Source organism: Bifidobacterium sp. M0399, assembly GCF_016100595.1.
GTDB classification, from domain to species: domain Bacteria; phylum Actinomycetota; class Actinomycetes; order Actinomycetales; family Bifidobacteriaceae; genus Bombiscardovia; species Bombiscardovia polysaccharolytica.
In genome coordinates this window covers 74,273-95,852 of the sequence record NZ_JACFSD010000003.1, presented here as the reverse complement: position 1 = coordinate 95,852, position 21,580 = coordinate 74,273, and the positions used below count along the sequence as shown (strand labels likewise).

Sequence of the window (21,580 nt, the reverse complement as noted above, 5' to 3'; positions counted from 1 at the left end):
CCTCAGGGGCGGGTGGTCAATCAGTCCTCAGCCTTGTACTCGTCCAGATACTTCTGGATCTTGTTGGAGGCTTTGGACAGCGAGGCGGAAATGTCATCGTCGGTACGGGCGGTGTTCTGGGTCACCGAATCCAGGGTGGCCGAGATATCACCGAAGCCGCCCTTGAGGCCGGCAATGCCGATGTAGGAGTTGTCCGTGTTCTCGGAGACCTTGGCGATCAGGGGGCGCTTGGAGAGCTCTTCGGTGGTCACGGTCTTGTTGTTCGGCGGATAGGCGGAGCCCAGGGACCACATAACCTGATTGTCATGGTTGTTGTAGTACTTGAAGAAGGCGTAAATGCCCTTCTTCTTGGCTTCATCCTTTACCTGCGAAGTGACCCACCAATACAGGCCGGTGGAACCGGTGTTGGAGCCCTTCCTGCCGTCAGGGTAGACATAGGTGCCGTCACCGTTGGGTACGGGGAACAGATCATGCTTAATGCCCTTGTCAGTGGCTGCCTGATCCTCCCAGGGGCCGACGATGACCATGGCCGACTGGCCGGACTCGAAGGACTCGCGTGCAGCGGTGTCATCCATGCCGGTCTTGGAGTAACCACCCTTGTAGAACTCGCGCATCTTCTGCAGGAAGGCCTTGTTCTGCTCGGAATTGATGGTGACCTTGCCCTTGGTGCTGTACAGACCGGTGCCGTTGCCCTTCATGAAGGCCGCCCATCCGGAGTCGGACAGGGCCATGCCGTACTGGGAACCGTCACCCTTGGTCAGCTTCTTGGCCACATCCAGGAGCTGGTCCCAGGTCTTGGGATAGTCCTGATCGGTCAGACCGGCGGCCTTCCACATATCGGTGTTGTACCAGACGGTGGTGGGCGCGTAGCCCATGGGGACTGCACACTGCTGCTTCTTGCCGTCAATGGTGAATTGGGTCTGCTTGGTCACGTTGGGCAGGTAGTTCTTGGTCTCGTTGGAGGGATCGTCATAGAAGTCCTGCACGCACTGGAAGGTGCCGTCGATGGACCAGCCCTGGCCGTTGTCGGCGCCGGTGGTGACGAAGTCGGGGCCGTCGCCCGAGGTGACCTTGGTGACCATGGTCTCGCCGATGGTGCTCCAGGGCTGCAACTGGGCGTCGATGTGGTACTTCTTCTGGGACTTGTTGAAGTTCTCGACGATCTTCTTCAGAGTCTTGCCATCGGCCTCGGAGAATCCGTGCCACATGACGATGTTGGTGACGCCGTCCTTGCCCTTGGCATCCTTGCCACCACTGCCAGAACCGCAGGCCGAGAGCCCTACGGTGCTGAGCGTGGCGAGCGCGATTGCGGCTACCGCAGCCTTTCTGATTGCCTTCATTGTCTCTGTCCTTTCGACATCAAGCAACGGTTACAAAGGAACCGATGACGGCCGGAACAACCATGTCCTGCCCATCTGGTCCAATGGCTTGCATCGCTTGGTCACGCTCCCAGATACGTGAACGTAGCCCACGCCTTTGTAAACCGACATCTTTCTAACGTTGCAAATTATATACTACTCGCTTCTCCAACGATGTACAAGCGTGTCGGGCATGGCCCGGCAATGCCGCTCAATGACTGCCGTCAGGAGGCAGAATCTGACGGCTTGTCGGGGTCCACCGGTCATCAGGCAGGGGCCGTCCGAAGTCAGGGCCATGGTCGGTCCAAGTGACCAGTCCGACCCTGGCATGCCGGTTGGGATCGAAGAGGGGGTCTCCTTCGATATGCGTGTAGTTGCGGGCATGATAGACAATCAGATCCTGGCTGCCGTCCTCGCTGACTGTGAAGCAGTTGTGGCCAGGGCCATACTGGTGGTTCTCCTCTGCCGTTTTGAAGACGGGATGATCGCTCTTGGTCCAGGAAGCCGGATCCAGCAGGTCGGCATCCTCACGGGCGGTCAACATGCCCACTGCGTAAGGGACCCCGGTTCCCGAGGCCGAGTAGGTCAGGTAGATCATACCCTGGTGAAGCAGGACAGCCGGCCCCTCGTTGACCTTGAAATCAATGCATTCCCAGTCGTATTCGGGCTTGGAGAGCATGACAGGATCAGTGGCCAGCGTCCAAGGGTTGGCCATGCGGGCGATGTAGAGATTGGAATTGCCCGCGATGGCCGGATCCTTCTGGGCCCAGATCAGGTACTGACTGCCCCCGATCACCGTTGTGGTGGCATCCAGGGAGAAGGAATCGATCGGGGTGTGGATCTGCCCCTTCTCGGTCCACTCGCCATCCATGGGGTCTTCGCTGGTATTCTCCAGCACATACATGCGGTGGGTGGGCAGATCGGCGGAGCCGAAGTCCTCCTCGGCGGCCGCGAAGTAGATGTACCAGGTCCCGTTGATCTGGTGGAGTTCAGGCGCCCAGATGTACCTGCTCATGGGACCGGACTCGTGCTTGCGCCAGATGGTGCGCTCAGGTGCGGCCTGCAGGTCATTCAGCCTGGCGGCGGCACGCAGGATGATCCTGTCATAGGCCGGGTAGGATGCAGTGAAATAGTAGAGGTCCCTGTGCCTGATGACCCAAGGATCGGCCCGCTGGAGTACCAGAGGATTGTGGTATGCGCTCATCATGTGTTCCTATCACGAAGACGAAGGTACTGGTCTATACGACCAATATACAACGTTGAATATTATTGGACCGCTCGCCCTTCGCCAGGCAATCAAGTCGAAGGCGAAGGACGGCTTCGGTAGCGGCTCGTTCGGGTTCAGCCTCGGGCTCGGCGAATGGCAGTGAACACCAGTGCGCCCAGACCCAAGACAAGAGCCGCAGATGCAACTGCGACGGGAGCCGACAGGGCCGATCCAGTCGAGGGCAGACGACCGGTCTTGCCTCCCTTGCCAGACCGACCTGCAGGTGCAGGAGTGGAGTCCGCGGCAGGAACAGTCACATGACCGTTACCGCCATCGGCATCCTCTTGAACCTTGGCATCGGTCAGGGGACGTGTACCCCAGACGGCTGCGGCACCTGCCGCCTTGGAGACATCGGCACCTGCATCGGTGAAGACATCGCCGCCCAGCCCTGAGAAGAAGACGACCGGATGGCCTTGTTCATCAAGCTGTCGGCCCAGCCTGGCCCGATAGACGCCGTGCAACAAAGTGCCCGGTTCCGCCGAGTCCACCTTTATGGTCAGGTCGCCGCCGGTCGCCGTCCAGGAGCCCTGCACCTGGCCGCCCAGCCGACCACCAGCCAACAGGCTCACTGACACCGGCCGATAGATGGCCGGGCTGGACAAGCCAGAACCCGCATAGTAATGGACCGGGTCATGGACCACCACCTGGTAGTCGCCGACCACTTGGCTGGAGGAGACCCCACCCACCGAATCCTGATATTCGAAGGGTGTCATGACCAACCAGCCGTCAGGGGTCTGCACCATTTGCTTGACCCGGACCTGATGCTCTTCCAGGTTGCCGTCAGCGCGCACGAAGCGAGTGTGGTAGACGTTGAAGACGCGATCCTCGTCAATCAAAAGTGCGTTGCCTCCCTGGGAGGTCAGCACCTGGTCCTGTCCGGGCTGGACGAAGGAGGAGTCGATCCGCAGACCACGGTTGGCATCCAGATCATTCATTGCACGCCCATAGACTGCCGGCTTGCCATTCTGGTCCAGGTAGGGGCCGGTGATGGAACGGGAGCGGAATTCACGCATCTGGTAGCCGCCGGTCTGCCCGAGTCCGCCGTAGGAAAGCATCAGATACCACCAGTCGCCCTGATGAACCAGGGCAGTGCCTTCGCCTGAGTTGCCGAAGCCTCCGGCGAGTTTGTGCCCGTAGTAGGCGTCGGACTGGTTGGCCTGGGTTGGATAGGTGGTGGAGTAGTCGCGCAGGCCGGTCTTGGGGTCCAGGCGGATCATCCAGATGCCCCCGAACCAGGAGCCGAAGCTCATCCACAGGCCCCCCTGCCCGTCATCCTTGACACAGGCGTCAATCGCATTGATACCCGTATCCGTGAGGCTGGCATAGCGCGACAAATCGGCATTGGGGCCTAGCACCTTGGGCACGTCGGTGGCCGCCACGTTGGACTCCTGGAAACCGGAGTAGACCACCGGGCCCACCAGGCTCCAGTCCCCCTCGATGTCGTCGGCGGTCAGCAGGACGATGACCGACTTCTGGAAGGGGAACCCTCCCCCGTTCAGGCTCAGGTACATGCACCACTTCTTCATGGTGGCGTTGTAGTAGACCTCGGGCGCCCACATGTTGCCGGTCACATCAGGATTGGATGCCTGCTTGGGCCATGCCTTCCAGATCGGATCCAGAATACGCTGGTAATCCCGGCTCAGATTGTTGGTGAAGGACTCCCAATGCTTGAGGTCGGTGCTGCGGGCCCAAGCCCGGTGGGAGCCGAAGATATAGTAGCGCCCTCCGGCCTTGACCACGGAAGGGTCATGCACAGAGACGCGCGAGTAGGCGTTCTGACCATCCTTGGAGATGCCCCTGACAATAAGCCGGTAGTCATGCTGGATGGCTTTAGCGCCCTGGGAGGACTTCGAGGCCTTGGTCGCCTGCAACCGGGCCGTCAGCGTAACGGGGACATCTCGCTTGCCAAGGACCACATGGGCCCTGCCGGTGGCCGCATTGACACTGACTGTTTCGGGAGCCGAAGAGGTCCAGCTCACTGAGGCGACGGTGGTAGAGACCGGCAGGTTGAAATCTCCGTCCACAGCGGCTGGGACCGCCAGTGATGTGGCCTGCTGGTCGATCAGATCGCCCAGGTCTTCCGAGGGCAGGGTGGCAGCGATCTGATCGGCATTCAGGGCCTGCGGATAGACGGCGAATGACTGCACCGCGCCATGGAAGAGTGCGTCGCCTATGCCAGGATATCGTGACTGGCCGATTACGTTGTGATGGTGGTCGCCAAAGGCGGCGGGGTTGACCGTGGCCTTGCCCTCAGCCACCTGCAGACCGTTGATGTAGAGGCGGACCATGTTGTCCTTGCCGTCGATGGTGGCCGTCAGCGTGGAGAAGCGGTCGTCGGGCAGGTTCTTGGATGCCGGCAGATAGGTCTCGCCCTCGCCATTGGCCTTGGAAGTGATGGAGGTGTACAGGGATGTGTGGGTGGAGGCTGTCCAGGAGCCGACGGCCTGCTGACCGGTCCCCCCTAGCGACCAGAGGTAGGTCCAGGGACCTGAGGCGTTGAACCGATCGTTGCGCACGCGGATGGACACCGTGGCGCTGGCGTGTCCGCTCAGTATGTCATCGGGAAGCCTGACATAGGCGGATCCATCGAACAAGAGCGCATCGTCGGTCTTGACCGCCCCGGCCGGCCGGCCATCGGCGTCCATGATGCGGGCCGGGCCAAAGGATGAGCCTGAGACTGTATTTTTTGCCTCCTTGGCTCCTGGAGCAAGGGCTGAAAAATCATAGCCGAGCAGGGGCTGCGGCTGACTGGCTGACATCCCGGTTGAGGCACTGCCGCCCGCTTGGGTCTGATCCGCCCAGGCTGGAGAAGCGACTGTGCCGCCCGCCAGTATCATGCCCACGAGGGCCGCCGCTGCAACCCCTCCCCGGCTCCGTCGTCCTGCGTCTGATGACGATTGATGACGCATGTTCACACCTTTCCATATCGGCATCGGAGCGACCGCGCTCCGACCGGCCGGCCTCCATGGTCCGCCAATGCCGCCTCAAATCATTCGAGAACGTCTTCAGTATATTACAACGTTAGAAATCAAGGAACCCGGGACACCCGAAAAAAAAGAAGATCAACAATCAGACAGCGATTTCGTTTCCGGGCAGGGCACGGGTTGAATTGCGGACTACCAGCGAGGAGGACACCTTGCGGAAGACGTGCTGGCTTTCTTTGGTGTTCAGCGGCTGCACCCCGTTGATCCTGTCCTTGAGAACACGGACCGAGAGCCTGGCCACGGCCTTGAGCCCGGGCGAGATGCTGGTCAACGAAGGCGACAGATACTGGGAATCGTCTGAATTGTCGAAGCCGATGACCGAGATGTCGTCCGGCACCGACATGCCGTGCATTTGTATGGAATGCAGAACCCCTGCCGCCAGCATGTCGTTCAAGGCCACCACCCCGTCGGGGACGATGCCCTGGTCCAACAGAGAGTTCATAGCGTTGACCCCGTCGATACGGTGCCACATGCGCGATGGGGCCACCAGCCGGGGGTCATAGTCCAGGCCGGCCTCCTCCAGACCTTGTCTGTACCCCTCCAAGCGAAGGGCAGCCGAACCCAGCTTCTCGCCGGGGTGGGTGCCGATGACCGCCACCCGACGGCAGCCGGTGTTGATCAGATAAGCGGTGGCGTGCTTGGCACCCTCCACGTTCTCCGTGGCCACATGATCGAATTGGTCGCTGAAGATACGCTCGCCCACAACCACCAGGGGATAGTCCACCCGCAACTGGTCCAGGTCGTCCATGCCCAGCTCCAGCGGGCTGTAGATGAGGCCGTCGATCATGGATCGCTGGGAGCCGTGCAGGGCCTCAATCTCACCCTCGCGCGAGTAGAGGGTGGGCTCTACCAGCACCCTCATACCAAGTTTCTTGGCCTCTTCGATAACCAGGGAGGAGAGCTGTGCGAAGTAGGGCATGGTCAAATCAGGTATGGCCAGGGAAATCATCCCCGTGTAGCCCAGCCGCAGATTTCTGGCCGGTACGTTGACCCGGTAGCCCAGCTCCTCTATAGCCTTGTTGACCTTGCCTCTGGTGGCCTCGGAGACAAATTCGTAGTCATTGACTACATTGGAGACGGTCTTGACCGACACTCCTGCAGCCTGAGCCACGTCCTTCATAGTCGGGGTGGAACCACGTCCTGTGCCGGGGGAAGCGGCTAAACTCATAAGACCCTGACCTCCAAGGTTACCGCGACGCGGGTGGGGTCGAGCTCCTCATCCGTTTGCATATCCAATACGGGCATCCCCTTAGCAGACCAATGTACCCGCCGTACCTGACTGTCGCGGCCAAGGTAGCGGTCCTGGTCATGCTCGGCATTGTGGAAGACGTAGATCATGGTGCCGTCCTCGTCCTGGGACCACATGCCGTGGCCGGTGCCCAGCTGCCAATGGCCATTGTACTTCCCGGACTTCTGCAATGGGTAGTCCAGCTTCTTCCACACGCTGGGATCGCATAGATCGGCGCCAACTCCGGCCGGCGCGGTCACCAGCCCGGTGGTGTAGTCGATGCCCACCAGGGAGCCGGAATAGATCAGGAAGATCCGGCCATCGTGGACCACGGCGTTGGGCCCCTCGGCAATCATGTTGTCCCAGGCGAACTCGGGGACAATGATCTGGCGCGGCGTGCTGGTCAGACGGTCGGGGCGGGTCGGGTCGAAGGCGGCGATCCAGACCGAGCCCAGCTGCTGCCAGGCGTAATACCAGCGGCCGGTATCATGCAGGACCGTCATGTCCAGGCTGATGCGCTGGATGGGGTTGAGAGGAGTGCCTTCAGCCCGCAGGATGGGTCGGGGCTTGTCCCAGTTCTCAGGCTGGCGTGGGTCCAGATCCCGGCCCTGCTCGTCGCGGCACAGCTGCATGATGTGGCAGCAGCCCGTCCACATGTCCGGCTTTCCGACTCGATCGTTGGCGGTACCATCCGGATTGGTCTGCGGGCCATCAAAGCAGGGCATGAAGAGGATGGAGAGCCTGCCACCGATCAGGTGGATCTCCGGAGCCCAGAAGCAGCCCGTCATGACCCGTCCCTCGCTGTTGCGATCACCCCTGCGCAGCAGATCCACTTCCTTTTCATGACCGCCGGCCTGATCGCTCAGGCCCTCGATGGTGTCGGCCACCCGCAGGGGCATGTGTGTGTGCCCGTTCAAGGGGTCGACGCAGTTGCCATCCGCATCCTCGGTGGCGATGAACATGAACAGGCGCTGGCCCCTCCAGGACCAGCGGAAAATGGAGGGATCGGCCCGCTGCCGGGCGAAGGGGACCGGGTAAGCCGTCTGCCGGACCCGTCCGCCGATCAGCCTGGTCTCTCCAGAATTCAGACGACCCTGGGCCAGATCATTGGCCAGGCAATCTAATTGACTCTGGTCCCAATCCACCCCGCGCAAGGCGGTTGATCCGTCGCTGTAGAGGAGTCGTGCCCGGGCCTGCCGGACCGACTCCAGGCCGTCGCCCCGGGACACCTGAACCGGATCCACCTTCACGCCGGTGTTGTAGATGCGGCCGAAGCGTTCCAGCAGGCCACGCTCGCAATCAGGGCTGACCAGCACCACATTGCCGGCCAGGATGCCCTTCATGCCGCAGTCCTCCTCCAAGGCGCGCCGCCGATCCAGGGGCAGGGGGTCGCCCTGGGCCAGAGGATCGCCATCCTCCAGGACCTTCATGTCGGCCACCATGCCCATCCGCCTTGGGTCGTCCACCGTGGCCGTGCAAAGCCGCCCGAGGTCGTCGTCCCAGTAAAGCCGACAGCCCTGGCCATCTTCCAGAAGCCGCGCCCTGGGCCGGTGGACACCATGAGCACCCAGGATATGGACCTGCGGCAGCCGTCGATAGGTCAGCAGATCCGGTGAAAGAGCCATCAGGAAGGAGTCAGCCTGGGAGCCGTCCGACTGGCCGCCCCTGGCCACTCTAGTGGCCAAAATTACGAAGGTGCCATCCTTCAGCGGCAGCAGGAAGGGGTCAATCAGACTCTTAAGGATCAGATCCTGCCCTGGGACCACCGCAAGTTCCTGGGCCGCCTGAGATGACTGGTGAGCGTCCAGTCCAGGGTTGCGCTCGCCCTCTTGCGGCGCCTCCTCGCCCGGTAGGGCAGCCCCGGCCGTGCAGGCCCCGCGGGCACTATCCGGTACTGCCTTGGTGGGCACAGCCGCAGCGAAGAAGATGCCGTAGTCGCCGTTCAGGGGCTCCCAATGGCCAGTCGCCCGCGAACGCAGGGCCAGGTGCATGCTCAGGGCGACATCCTCGTTGTTGGCCTCCTGCCGATCAGTGGGATGCCGGGTGTAGCACATGAGTGCAACCCCATCCCCAGATTCTCGTCTACCGTCCAGAGCATCCTCACCCATGACGATTCCTTCCGTTCGGCTTGCCGGCTTCAACGCCGACGACTATCGTTTCTAACGATAGAAATTATACATGGAGATCAGTCCACGACGCCCGATGCCCGCATGGATGAGGCCGGGCTGTTCGCTCATCCGAACCGAGCCGCAAGGCCGGTCATGCGCCGCGGGTCGTCATCGATGTCGATCGGGCTGTCTTCACGGAAAGCGAGGAACCATGAGAAGACCCAAACGCACCGGACGGGCCATGAAGGCCCTGACCGCCCTGACGGCGGGTCTGGCGGTGCTGCTGACAGGGGCCTTGGGCGCCTGCTCGAACCAGCAGCCGTCAGCCAACGGCACAAAAACCGCCACCACCCAGGAACCCAAGCGTGTCTCGGTCCACGACCCCTCCGTGGTTCGCTCCGGCAAGAGCTACTACGTCTTCGGCTCGCACCGGGCCTATGCCCGCAGCACGGATCTGGTCAACTGGACCCCCTTCACCAACAACCTGAGCCGCGATTACAAGAAGATCTTTGCCAAGATTTGGAAGGACTGGCCCAAGCAGTCCTCCAATCCGGACGTGACCGGCAACATGTGGGCGCCTGACGTCTACTACAACGCCACCATGAAGAAGTGGTGCATGTACCTGAGCCTGAACGGGGCCGAGCATCGTTCGGTCATCGTCCTGCTGACTGCCGACCGGGTGGACGGCGACTGGACTTATGTGGGACCAGTGGTCTACTCCGGCTTCACCCGGGCCAATTACATGAGCACCGATGTTCCCAAGGTACTGGGCTCGGACCCGAAGCTGGACCGCTATCAGTCCTACACGGATACGGGTATCAATGCGATTGACGCCTGTGTCAAGGATGACGGGCAGGGGGGCCTGTGGATGAGCTTCGGCTCCTGGTTCGGGGGCATCTGGATGATCCGCCTGGACCCCAAGACCGGCCTGCGCGACTACTCCACCACCTATCCAACCCAGGCCAACCAGTCCGACGCCTACTACGGGCACAAACTCGCCGGAGGCTTCGGCAACTCAGGCGAAGGATCGGCACTGCTGCACACCAACGGCCACTGGTACCTCTTCCTCTCCTACGGCAAGCTGGTGCAGACCGGCGGCTACCAGATGCGGATGTTCCGCTCGGACTCCATCACCGGCCCCTACCTGGACCAGCAGGGCAACCCGGCCATTGCCACCAGCGGCGAGGCCGACAACTGGACCAGCAAGACAGGCATCCGTCTGATGGGCTCCTACCAGTGGAGCGGGGACAAGAAGGGCGACATCGAGGTCTCGCAGGGCGGGAACACGGCTCTGCACGACAAGGACGGCCGGGACTACGTGGTCTACCACACCAGATTCTCCGATCGCAAGGAGGAGCATCAAATCCGGGTCAGGCAGCTGATGCCCACAGCAGACGGGTGGCTGGTAGCCGCCCCCTATGAGTATCTGGACACCAAGGCCGGCGGCCCGTACAGCGCCAAGGACGAGGCCGGCACCTATGAGCTGGTGGAGCATGATCCGACCATCTTCTTCAAGGGACCGCGCAAGGTGACCGACACTCACAGCACCCGATACCGGGGCGTGGTCAAGGCCGTGGACATCCGCCTGGAGCCCGGCGGCCAGGTGACCGGAGCGCGCCAGGGCCACTGGCAGGTCGACGACCAGGGACGGCTGTCCATGGACCTCAAGGAGGAAGACGGGACCGTAACCTACCAGGGCGTCTTCGCCCGGCTGCCCAGGGACAAGGATCACCGCAAGGTCATGACCTTCAGCGCCCTGGGCAACAACGTCTGCATCTGGGGCTCCAAGCGCTGATTAGCCTCAGTGGGAATCCAGGGCCACCCAGACCACACCGTGTGCAGGCACAAGAGTCACCAGCTCACGGTCGACACCCTGTCCTTCCAGGCTGATCTGGGCGGGCTCCGAGGTCCGGCCCCGCCACAGGTCGACCGGGGTCCAGGCCCCGTCCGCCCTATCCAGGCCCACCAGTGAGGACAGGGCCGTCCTGACCTGCCGCGGGCGATCCCCGGTCCAGAAGACGGCCGCATAGACCCCGCCGGCATGTGCCGAGGGGGTTCCGTCGGCCCAGTCGCTGGCCAGGGCCCTCCAGACGATTTCCTCGCCTGAGATCTCCTTGCCTTGGTCATCCCCGCCCTCGACCGGCTCCCGGATGATCTCGCCATTGTCGGCCGATCCGGCGGTGACCTCCTCCAGGGCCGGGTTATCCAGAAGCGACAGGGTGGCCTCATCGCTGCTGGGAAGGTCGCCGCCCACCATCAGCGGCGAGCGCCCCATGGCCCAAAGAGTCAACATGGTGCGCTGCTCGTCGGCTGTCAGGAGGCTTGACCGGTCCCCGCCCCGCTCGGCCCGCAGCCCGATATGCCCCAGAGGCAGCATGTCCGCATCGGCCCAGTGGCCCGTGCTCTGCAAAGGTGCCCAGCGGGCAAGACGGGCGAACTGGGCGTAAAGGTCCTGCCAACGATCCCAGAGATCGTCCGAAATCCGCCAGAGCTGGGCGTGATTCCGCAGGAAGCCAAGATGCGTGGTCGGCACCCGGGTTCCCGGGGACAGGGAGAGGGTCATGGGATGGCCATGGGCCTGCTCAGCCTTGCGGATGGCCCGGGCGTAGGCGTCAATCTCACGATCCATGAAGGGGACCTGCATATCGTCCACCTTCAGGTAATCCACCCCCCAACAGGCGAACTGATCAACCTGGGCGTCATACCAGGCCTGGGCTCCCGGATGGGACTGGTCCAGACCATAATTGTCGGGATTCCACGCACAGACATGGGCGGTATCAGCCACCTGGGCGGCCGTGTAGGAGGTGCCGAGGACGGGCAGGTTCCGCTCAACCGCCAACCGAGGAATGCCCCGCATGACGTGGATGCCGAAGCGCAACCCCAGATCGTGGATTCGAGCGGCCAGCGGAGCGAACCCCTGGCCGTCGGCCGCCGACGGAAACCGGACCGGGTCGGGCAGCTGCCGACCATAGTCATCCAGGACCAGTGGCGCCTTGGCGTTGTAGCCATGGGCCCTGGCGGTCGGGTCGTACCAAGCGATGTCTATGACGACCGTGTCCCAGCCCATCGGGAGCAGCCTGTCACGCATAACCTGTGCGTTGTCCAGAACCTCCTGCTCGGTGACGGTGGTCCCGTAGCTGTCCCAGCTGTTCCACCCCATAGGCGGTCTCCAGGCCTTGTCCATGTCTTGCTCCTTTCTCGGTCCTTTTGTTTCAGTTCTGCTGCGTCAAAGGGCGCAGACGTTCGTATTCCTGCCGGGTCAGGGACAGGACCCCGCCGTGCTTGGTATGGGGGCGCAGGTGGAAGTCCTGCTCCCGGGCGTAGTTGAACCCAGCGTCCGGATCATCGCTGACCATGGGCCTGTAGCCTACTGAAGGAATCACGTCTACCAGCAGGTACCACCGGTTACGGGCATGGTCGGCATAGAGGGCCGGACCCTCTACACCCGAGGGGTTGCCATCAGCGCACCAGGCGGCGCCAATGCGCTCCTGGATGGTGGTCCACCGGGCCTGTGGCAGCCACCATCGAGGATCGTCGGTGCTGTCCAGCCAGATGCCCCGACCAAATCCGTTGTCCTTGGTGGCCCGGTAGGTGCGCAGGCCGCCGCCAGGCAGAGGACGCTGGACCATGGTGGTGTCGATGGCATTGCGACCGGTATCGATAAGGACTCCCCCATAACGGAAGTGCTCCTGGGTGAAGTCGGTGGTCGACCCCCAGAGCACCCGGTCATATACCGACGGGTCGGCATGGTCGGGATCATCCTGGTCAAAGAGCTTGGATGACCAGTAGAGGACGAAGGCACCCTGCTCCGGCCCCTCATAGTCGGGCACCCATAGGCACTCCGGGGCCCAGGCCATGCCCAACTGGACCCTGCTGCCGTCCTGCTGCAAGGACACATCCAGCGGCCGGGGGCCAGACCAATGAATCAGGTCGTCAGTGGACCAGATCATCAGCTTGGTGCTGCCGTGATGGGACCAGTGCTCCCAGCCGCTGCCCTGTGACTGATCGCCGCCGAACACCCGAAGATCGGTGGCCATGACATAGACCCGTCCGTTGCGCGGGTCACGCACCATGTAGGGGTCCCGCAGACCGGTGGTGCCCAGGTGCGAGGTCAGCAACGGCCTGCCCCCGTACAGCGGATCCCAGCTCAGAGGGTCGTCGCCCCGGGACAGGTCAAAGTAGAGGCGTTCGGCGTACCCCTGGGGGTCTTCAATGAAGTGCACCATCAGATACCCGTAGGGGTCGGCTCCTTCGGCGTCCTTGTGAACCGTATTGCTCAACGTCTGCTCCTTTGCCCTGGCTGCCGAACCTGTCGGCTTTTGACTTGTCGTCGCTTATTTTACAACGATGTAATCCTGCTAATCGGGAACCAATTGCAACGCATAGGCCGGCCTGCTATTGCGCAGAGACGACCGAATCCTGCCGAACCTGGCTGCCCTGTCCAGCATCATCGTCCGGCTGTGTCGATTGCGCCTGGTCGCCGTTGGCCGTGCGGATCATTGCGTACTGGGACTCGTGCAGCCGGTAGTAGGCACCTCTCTTGGCCAGAAGCTCCTGGTGGGTGCCATGCTCCACGATCTGCCCGTGATCGATGTAGAAGATCTGGTCCGCATTTTCGATGGTGGACAGCCGGTGGGCGATGACGAAGGAGGTCCGCCCCTTGAGCAGGTGGGCCAGTCCGGCCTGGAGGGCCTCCTCAGTGCGGGTGTCGATGCTGCTGGTCGCCTCGTCCAGGATCAGGATGCGGGGGTCGGCCAGCAGAACCCTGGCAAAGGCGATCAGCTGCCGCTGACCTGCGGAGAGGGTGGATCCGCGCTCCTCGACTTTGGTATCGTAGCCGTCGGGCAGCTCCATGATGAACTCGTGGGCATGGACGGCCTTGGCGGCCTCCTCGATCTGCTGGTCAGTGGCATCCAGGCGGCCGTAGCGGATGTTCTCGCGCACATTGCCGGTGAAGATGAAGGTGTCTTGAAGCATGACCCCCATCTGTCGGCGGAGGGAGGCCAGGGTCACGTCGCGCACGTCATGCCCATCCACGCAAACGCTGCCCTCAGTCACATCGTAGAAGCGCGAGAGAAGGTTGACGATGGTGGTCTTGCCGGCACCCGTGGGTCCAACCAGGGCGACCGTGCTGCCTGCCGGCACATGGAAGTCCACCAGGTTGAGAATGTTGCGGCCTCCGGGCTCGTACTTGAATACCACGTCGTTGAAGTCCACCCTGCCCTTGACCGGCGGCAGCTCTATGGCCCCCGGGCGGTCCTCGATCTCCGGGTGGACGTCCAGGGTCTCGAAGATGCGTTCCAGGTAGGCCGAGCAGGTGATCAGCTGGTTGTAGAAGTTGCCGATGTTGATGATGGGGTTCCAGAAGTTGTTGGCATAGCCAACGAAGGCAATCAACATACCCGTGGTCACCTGCACGCCGCCCAGGCCGGTGATCCCCAGATAGTAGATCAGTGCGATAGTGATGGTGGAGATGTTCTGCACTCCTGGCCACATCAGGTACTGGATGTGCACGGCCCGCATCCAGGAGCTGCGAACCTGCCCCTGCTGCTCCTGGAAGGTGTGGAACTGCTCGCGCTCCCTGACGAAGGTCTGCGTGGTCTTGACCCCTGCGATGGACTCATGGATGTAGGCGTTCAGATTGCTCTGCTTGTTGGACAGACGCTGGTAGGCCCGCCGCTGGAAGCGCTGGAGAACCAGCACATAGAGCACCAACAGGGGCATGAGGACCAGGGACCAGAGGGTCAGCCTCCAGTCGATGACGAACATGACCACCAGGGTCAGCAGGAAGGTGAAGATGTCTGCGATCACGTTGATCAGACCCGAGCTCAGGGTGTCCGAGAGGGTGTTGACGTAGTTGACCACCCTGATCAGGATCTTGCCGTGGGGCCTGGAATCGAAGTAGGAGAAGGGCAGGGTCTGTATGTGGGTGAAGAGGTCCCGGCGCATGTCCTTGAGCATGAGCTGGCCCACCTGGGTGATGGCCACGGTCCGGTAGCGCAGAAGAAGCTCGTAGACCACGATGGCCAGCAGGAAGACCGCGCCCAGGGCGAAGAGCCGGACCGGGTCCTTGGAGGGGATGACCGTGTCGATCATGGTCTTGGTCATGTAGGGGATGGCCACGGCGATGGCGCTCATGGACAGGACCGCCGCAAGGATGATCGCCCCCTGGCGCAGGTAGGGCTTCAGATAGGCCCCTATGCGCTTGATGTCCCCAAAATCAATCTGCTCCTCCAGGTCCTCGTCCTCCCGGAAGGTGTTTCTGCGCGCGGTGCCCGCCGAACGTTGCTTTTGCTGCTTCATCGTCTCACCTTGCCATGCATGCTGATGTGTCAGAACCCTGCCGACTGCCCGGATTGCAGCCCCAGCTGCTTGCGGTAGATCCGGTAGTAGCGGCCGTGGGCGTGGACCAGATCCTCATGGGACCCGCGTTCTACGATCCTGCCGTGGTCCAGGACCAGGATCAGGTCGGAATCCTTGATGGAGGAGATCCTGTGGGCGATGGTAACCATGGTCCTGGTGCCCTCCATCTCCTGCAGATGCCGCTGGATAGTGGCCTCGGTCTCCATGTCGACAGCCGATGTGGTGTCGTCCATGATCAGGATGGCCGGGTCGTCAGCCAGGGCCCGGGCCAGGCTGAGCCGTTGCTTCTGGCCGCCTGACAGGCCCACGCCGCGCTCGCCCACCACGGTGTCATAGCCCTCAGGCATCCGGTTGATGAATGAGTCAGCGCCAGCCATGGAGGCCATGGTCCTGACGTACTGCTCGTCGTCGCGGTGGGCTCCGAAGGCGATGTTGTCGCCGATGGTGTCCGAGAAGAGGAAGGTGTCCTGTGCCACGATGTTGACCTGCCGTCGCAGCAGGTCCAGAGGCCACTGCCTGGCGTCGATCCCGTCGATGAGCACATGGCCCACGGTGGGGTCGTAGAAGCGGGCCACCAGGCTGACCAGGGTGGACTTGCCCGATCCTGTCTCCCCCAATATGCCCAGCCGGGTGCCGGCCGCCACGTGGAAGTCGATGTCCTTGAGAATGGGGGTCTCCGGATCGTCAGGGAAGGCGAAACTGACGTGGTCGAAGCGGATGTCCCCACGGATTCTGACCGGGTCCTCGGTCTGCTCGCCGTTGACCTTGGCACGGACCGTAGCCGCCTGGACTACGCCAGCCTGGGCGTTCTTGCGCTCGACGATCCTGGGCTCGGCCGTCAACAGCCGACGGATCTTGACGCAGGAGGCGTTGAATCGCTCCACATCGTTGATCAGCCAGCCTGACTGGCGCACCGGGCCGTCGATCATCCACAGGAAACTGTTGAAGGAGACCAGGGCGCCCAGGGTCATCTGCTGGCGGATGACCAGCCAACCGCCCAGGATCAGGGTGATCAGCTGGAGCATGTAGGAGCAGCCGTCCAGCCAGGGCATATAGGTGCGGCTGTTACGGGCGGAGTCCATGTTGCGTTCCATGTAGTCATCGTTGTGCCGATCGAACTTCTCGGTCTCGTAAGGCTCGCGGACGAAGGCCTTGACCACCCGGTTGCCTTCGATGTTCTCCTCGACCATGGAATTGAGGGATGCCAGCGAGTTGCGGATGGCGTAGAAAAGCGGGTGGGCATGCTTGGAGAGCTGCCAGGTGAAGTAGAAGAGGAATGGGGTCACAGCCAGCAGGGCCAGGGCCAGTCGCCATTCGATGGTGAACATGACGGCCAGCGACCCGACGAAGAGACAGACAGCCTCCAGGATGTTGTAGGAGACCCAGGAGACGAAATGGCGGATGGCATCGGTGTCCGAGGTCATCCGGCTCATGATGTCGCCGTTGCGGGTGTGGTTGAAGTAGGTGAAGTCCATGTCGTGGAGCTTCTCGTACTCGTCGCTGACCAGCCGATAGATGGTGTTCTGGCCGAATCGCTCCATGAACATCTGGTAGCCATAGCGGCAGACGCTGCGCCCAAGGGTGACGGCTATCATGGCGAAACAAAGCTTGGGCAGCCGGTCCTCATGCCCCTGGCCAATGACCTGGTCCACGATCATGCCCGCCAAAATGGGCATAAGCATGACCAGGACCTTATCCGCCGCAAAGAGCAGGAGGGCGGCGGCGATTCTACCGGCGTCCGGCCTGCAGTAGGGGAGGATCCATCGAAGGTTGCTGCTGTGCTGATTCTTCGCAGAATCGACGTACATTGGAGGACACCCTCACGTTCCCTGTTGAACTTCTCTAATCTGGTCTCTTCTCATTGCCGTGACCGTCCGGGAGAGTGACTGACCGATGGTGACGCCCGGCTATGTTCCTCGCCTCTGCAACGCCGCGCGTGTCCGCCCTGGATTCGTCAAGCGTTGCCTATTTTATTGGAGCCTGAACCAGATGCAACCCCGATAATCCGGGCGTGTCTGCATCAGCAATAGTCACCTGACCAGCAGGACAAAGGCATCCAGCCACCTCGAGGATCGCAGATTCCCTTGTGACTTCACGCTGGCATAATGACGGTATGACCGTAAGAATCGAAGACGTGGCCCGCTTGTCCGGCGTCTCAACGGCCACGGTCTCACGGGCCCTACGGGGGTTGCCCGGGGTGGGCGGGCGAACCCGGGAACTAGTCCTCCAGGCCGCCACGGCCTTGGGATACACCCCCTCCCCCACCGCCTCCTCTCTGGCCAGCGGGCGGACCCATTCCATCGGATTGATCCAGCCGGACATGTCGCGGTGGTTCTTCAGCACTATCCTCGAATGCGCCGAACAGACCTTCCGCAAGGCGGGCTATGACGCCCTTGTCTACTCCCTGCCCGACTACCTTGGTCCCAAACGTCAACGGTTCAAGGCACGGGACCTGGTGGGAAAGGTGGACGCGGTCCTGGTCCTCTCACTCTTCTTCGACAAGCAGGAGGAGGCCGAACTGCGATCCTTGGGTGTGCCGGCCGTCTTCGTTTCCGTTCGCCAGAAGGGCTACAGTCATGTAGGAATCAACGACGGGCAAGCTGCGGCACAGGCCTGCCGTCACTTGATTACGCTGGGCCACAAGACCATAGGCCACCTGTCAGGTCAAACCAATGACCTCTGCCCCTTCGCTCCCTCCCAGCGCAGACGGGATGGCTGGAAGCAGACCCTGACGCGCTTCAACCTCGAGTGCTCCGACAGCTTGGACGAAGCCGTGACCATCATGACGGCCTCCAACGGCTACCTGGCCACCAAACGCCTCCTGGACAGGCGTCCCGATATCACTGCCATCATGGCGTCCTCGGATGAGATGGCCATGGGGGCCATCCAAGCCATCCGCGAGCGTGGCCTGGCAGTGGGTCGAGACATCTCGGTCATCGGCATCGACGGGCACGACCTGGGCCGACCATTCGGACTGACTACGGTGGCCCAACCGGTACGCAAGCAGGGGGTGACAGCGGCCGAGGTCGCGCTGAGGGCCATCGAGGGCGACCTGGCACTGAAGACGATCATCTTTCCCACCAAACTGATAGAGCGGGCCACCGTCGGCCCCCCGCCAGCCGGTAGGATCCGCTGACCGGGGAACCTCCTTGGAGAGCTGTATCCAGAGGCCCTCGCTCACACCTGACGGGGATGACCATTGACGTTGAGGACCATAGCTGGTCCTGACATGCGCTGTAACCCCACACCTTCCGGCGTCACCGTCACCCTGATCGAGGTCCCCCTGATCAGAAGGGTGTATTCCAAAGAGGTCCACCCGTCCGGCAGACGGGGATCGATCCCTATGGCCGTTCCCCCCGTATCCCTCATTCCACCGAAGCCGCAGACCAAGGTCGACCAGACACCACCAGCGGCCGCCAGGTGGATGCCATCCTCGGTATTGTCATGAAGATTGAACACATCGGCGAAGAGGGACCGCCTGAAGTAGTCCATGGCCAACTCCTTACGCCCCACCTCGGCAGCGAGAATCGACTGGGAGGCGGCCGAAAGGGTGGAATCTCCAGTGGTCAGCGGGTCGTAATAATCGAAGTCGGCCAACTTCTGCTCGGGGGTAAACCAGGAGCTGAGCAGGAAGAGGGCCAGGACCACGTCCGTCTGCTTAAGGACCTTGTGGCCGTAGATGGCCAGGGGGTGGTAGTAGAGGAGCAGGGGGCGGGCCGGACAGTGTTCGAAGTCCCACTTGGGCCTGTTCATGAATTGGGCGTCCTGGGCATGAACCCCCTCCTGATTGGCGTAAGGCATGAACATAGCCTCGGCCATCCCCTTCCAGATCTTCAGGTCCTCATCACCGAATCCCAGGCGTTGACGGGCCTGGGCCAGGATCTCCCCTGTCTCGTCGGCCTCATCAAGCCTGTGGACGGCCTGTATGACGGCCATGAGGTTGAACCGGGCCATCTGGTTGGTATAGAGATTGTCATCCACCAAAGCCGTGTACTCGTCCGGCCCGGTCACACTGTGTATATGAAAACGTCCGTCCGACTGGTAGCTGCCCAGGGATGCCCACATACGTGCGGTCTCGACCAGTATGTCAATCCCCTCCCGGCCCAGGTAGTCATCATCCCCGCTGACTAAAACATACTGCATGAGGGCATAGGCTATGTCGGCATCGATGTGGTATTGGGCGGTGCCGGTGGGGAAGTAGGCCGACCCCTCTTCGCCGTTGATGGTCCTCCAGGGGAAAAGGGCCCCGTCCAGATTCATGATGGCAGCGCGCCTGCGAGCAGCCGGGAGCATCTCATGCCGATAATGGAGGATGGCCCTGGCTCGTGCGGGGTCGGTGTAGGTCAGAAAGGGAAGGATGTAAATCTCTGTGTCCCAGAAGTAGTGACCGTCATATCCCGAACCACTCAATCCCTTGGCCCCCACTCCGTTCCTGACCTGGGCCGTGGCCTGGGCCAGCTGGAAGATCTCCCAGCGGCTCACCTGCTGGATACGGCCGCCGTCCCCGGCAGCCACCTGCACGTCCCCCCTTCGCCAGAAGTCCTCCAGCCAGGAACGCTGCGCCCCCTCAAGACCGCCTGCCCCCCTATGACAGGCGCTGTCGAGATCCTCCAGGCAAGCCAGGACCATGCTCCTGGCATCCGACCCCTCCCGTGTGCGCACGACCAAGCCGCAATCGACCCCGACCGGGAGGATAGATGGGCTCCGGTAGGCGGCGTAGCGACGGACCGAGATCCTTCCGCCTGCAGGCACACGTAGGTGCCAGACATCCTCCGGGAGGGCGGAGGTCACCATGGACCTCGCACCTGGATCGCCGTCTGTACTTTCGGCATACTGGCGAACGGCCAGGACTGCGGTCATCTGCGAGTTGTTGCAACGGTAGACATGGCAGACGGGGCCCTCCTGGTCCCCGTCTGCGTCTTCCAGGACCTCGTGTATGCCGCAGCCGTCGACCAGGTTGGACTTCCGTGGATCGTTAGAAACCTGTCGACGGGGTGCGTTTCCGTTGATCCTGGCATCCACATCCACCGTCATTGTCCTGTCAGGTGATTCGATAATCAGAGTATAGAGGGCCAGATGGGGGTCGAAGAGGCAGACCATACGCTCCACCGTCACGAACAGGTCGGCCCCATCGTCGGTACGGTAACGCCGGACGTAGGATGATATCCCCCGTCTGAAATCGACCTTTTGGCTGGCAGAGACCGGACTGCCCAGGGGGTAGCCCTCCAGGCTCAGGGAGAAATCGGAGGCATCGGGTACCCCCTGGATCACCTGGCCGACACGGGCGAACCCATAAGCGGTCTCAGGGTGCTTGATGGTGAAGGTGTCATGGAAACCGCTCATGAAGGTCCCGCTGCCCAGGTCCCGACTGGGGTCCCCGGCCCCTCTCACCCCGATGTTCCCGTTCGACACGGAAAAGAGGGTCGCACTGTTGGAATCCCCCTCCTTGTTCTCAATCAGTGCCCAAGGGTCCACAGGGTAGGTGGTCGGATCCAGGTCGGCCGGCCTTGCCAGATCGGCGCGGGCGGATCCGTCCTGAATCATCTCGATCAGCTGGTCGACCACATGGTCGGCACCGGAGTCCAAGAGTGCCTGCCGACCGGCCCCCCGATCCACACCGACAACCATGCCGAACCCACCGGCCCGGCCGGCCGCCACCCCGGAAAGGGCATCCTCGACCACCACGGCCTCCTCCGGCCGAACCCCCAAGAGGTGTGCGGCAAAGGCATAGGTGTCGGGGGCTGGCTTTCCCTTGAGCCCCTCCCTGGCCCTGACGTTCCCGTCCACTATGACGTCGAAGAAGTTCCTGATGCCGGCCGTGCTGAGCACGGTATTGGCGTTACGGGAGCTGGATACCACCGCCAGTCGCTTGCCTGTCCCCATCAGGTGACGCAGAACATCCACAGTGTCGGGGTAGGGCTCAATCCCCTCCTCATTCAGAAGACGCTCGAATATGGCGTTTTTGCGGTTGCCCAGCCCGCAGATACTGCGGACCGTAGGTCCGTCGGCGGGGTTCCCCCGCGGCAGGTCCACCCCCCTGCTGGCCAGTACCGAGGAAACCCCGTCATAGCGGGGCTTACCGTCGACATAATCAAAATAGTCCTGATCCCCGTAGGGGCTGACGCCCTCCGGCAGGACCTGGTCGAACAGTTCTTTCCAGGCGGCCTTGTGCAGGCGAACCGTGGGAACCAGGACCCCGTCCAAATCAAAGAGAACAGCCAGACTCTGGACAATTTTCATGGTTGCGTATCCTACTCACTTGTTCTTGCGGA

Annotated in this window: 12 protein-coding genes; 2 read left to right on the top strand and 10 right to left on the bottom strand. The window is 62.1% G+C overall.

Annotated elements, in window-relative coordinates:
• Positions 1-20: 20 nt before the first annotated feature.
• The 5 genes from H3V09_RS07305 to H3V09_RS07285 all read right to left on the bottom strand — a co-directional run bounded on the left by H3V09_RS07305 (position 21) and on the right by H3V09_RS07285 (position 8,945).
• Complete coding sequence (locus H3V09_RS07305; protein WP_198191579.1) at positions 21-1,340, bottom strand: ABC transporter substrate-binding protein; 1,320 nt, start codon at positions 1,338-1,340, stop codon at positions 21-23.
• Between the two features lie 229 nt (positions 1,341-1,569).
• Entirely contained in the window at positions 1,570-2,562 is a 993-nt protein-coding gene (locus H3V09_RS07300; RefSeq protein ID WP_198191580.1) for a glycoside hydrolase family 43 protein, read from the bottom strand.
• 137 nt (positions 2,563-2,699) lie between these two features.
• Complete coding sequence (locus H3V09_RS07295; RefSeq protein ID WP_198191581.1) at positions 2,700-5,534, bottom strand: family 43 glycosylhydrolase; 2,835 nt, start codon at positions 5,532-5,534, stop codon at positions 2,700-2,702.
• Between the two features lie 160 nt (positions 5,535-5,694).
• A complete protein-coding gene (locus H3V09_RS07290) occupies positions 5,695-6,777 on the bottom strand; it encodes a LacI family DNA-binding transcriptional regulator (protein WP_046322303.1) in 1,083 nt (360 codons plus the stop codon).
• Positions 6,774-8,945, bottom strand: coding sequence for a family 43 glycosylhydrolase (locus tag H3V09_RS07285; protein ID WP_198191582.1), 2,172 nt, complete (start codon positions 8,943-8,945; stop codon positions 6,774-6,776). Before H3V09_RS07285 ends, H3V09_RS07290 begins: the two co-directional genes overlap by 4 nt.
• Before the next feature lie 211 nt (positions 8,946-9,156).
• On the opposite strand from H3V09_RS07285, the gene H3V09_RS07280 reads away from it, so the two are divergent.
• Positions 9,157-10,740: a glycoside hydrolase family 43 protein gene (locus H3V09_RS07280; RefSeq protein ID WP_198191583.1), complete on the top strand. Its 1,584-nt coding sequence runs from the start codon at positions 9,157-9,159 to the stop codon at positions 10,738-10,740.
• A 6-nt stretch (positions 10,741-10,746) separates the two neighbouring features.
• Here H3V09_RS07280 and H3V09_RS07275 read toward each other — a convergent pair whose 3' ends face one another.
• The 4 genes from H3V09_RS07275 to H3V09_RS07260 form a co-directional block, all read right to left on the bottom strand.
• Positions 10,747-12,105, bottom strand: a complete 1,359-nt coding sequence (locus tag H3V09_RS07275) for a glycoside hydrolase family 27 protein (protein ID WP_198191626.1) — start codon at positions 12,103-12,105, stop codon at positions 10,747-10,749.
• Positions 12,106-12,157: 52 nt separating this feature from the next.
• The gene (locus H3V09_RS07270) at positions 12,158-13,225 is read right to left on the bottom strand and encodes a glycoside hydrolase family 43 protein (RefSeq protein ID WP_232339515.1); all 1,068 of its coding nucleotides are present in this window, start codon (positions 13,223-13,225) and stop codon (positions 12,158-12,160) included.
• A gap of 115 nt (positions 13,226-13,340) precedes the next feature.
• Complete coding sequence (locus H3V09_RS07265; RefSeq protein ID WP_198191584.1) at positions 13,341-15,248, bottom strand: ABC transporter ATP-binding protein; 1,908 nt, start codon at positions 15,246-15,248, stop codon at positions 13,341-13,343.
• Between the two features lie 29 nt (positions 15,249-15,277).
• Positions 15,278-17,116 carry an ABC transporter ATP-binding protein gene (locus H3V09_RS07260; protein WP_144178224.1) on the bottom strand — a complete coding sequence of 613 codons (1,839 nt, stop codon included), beginning with the start codon at positions 17,114-17,116 and terminating at the stop codon, positions 15,278-15,280.
• A 305-nt stretch (positions 17,117-17,421) separates the two neighbouring features.
• On the opposite strand from H3V09_RS07260, the gene H3V09_RS07255 reads away from it, so the two are divergent.
• Positions 17,422-18,444, top strand: a complete 1,023-nt coding sequence (locus H3V09_RS07255) for a LacI family DNA-binding transcriptional regulator (protein WP_198191585.1) — start codon at positions 17,422-17,424, stop codon at positions 18,442-18,444.
• A 41-nt stretch (positions 18,445-18,485) separates the two neighbouring features.
• Here the strand turns inward: H3V09_RS07255 and H3V09_RS07250 are convergent, their stop codons facing one another.
• Positions 18,486-21,548 (bottom strand): HAD-IA family hydrolase, encoded by a 3,063-nt coding sequence (locus H3V09_RS07250; RefSeq protein WP_198191586.1) that lies wholly within the window; start codon positions 21,546-21,548, stop codon positions 18,486-18,488.
• Between the last annotated feature and the right edge of the window lie 32 nt (positions 21,549-21,580).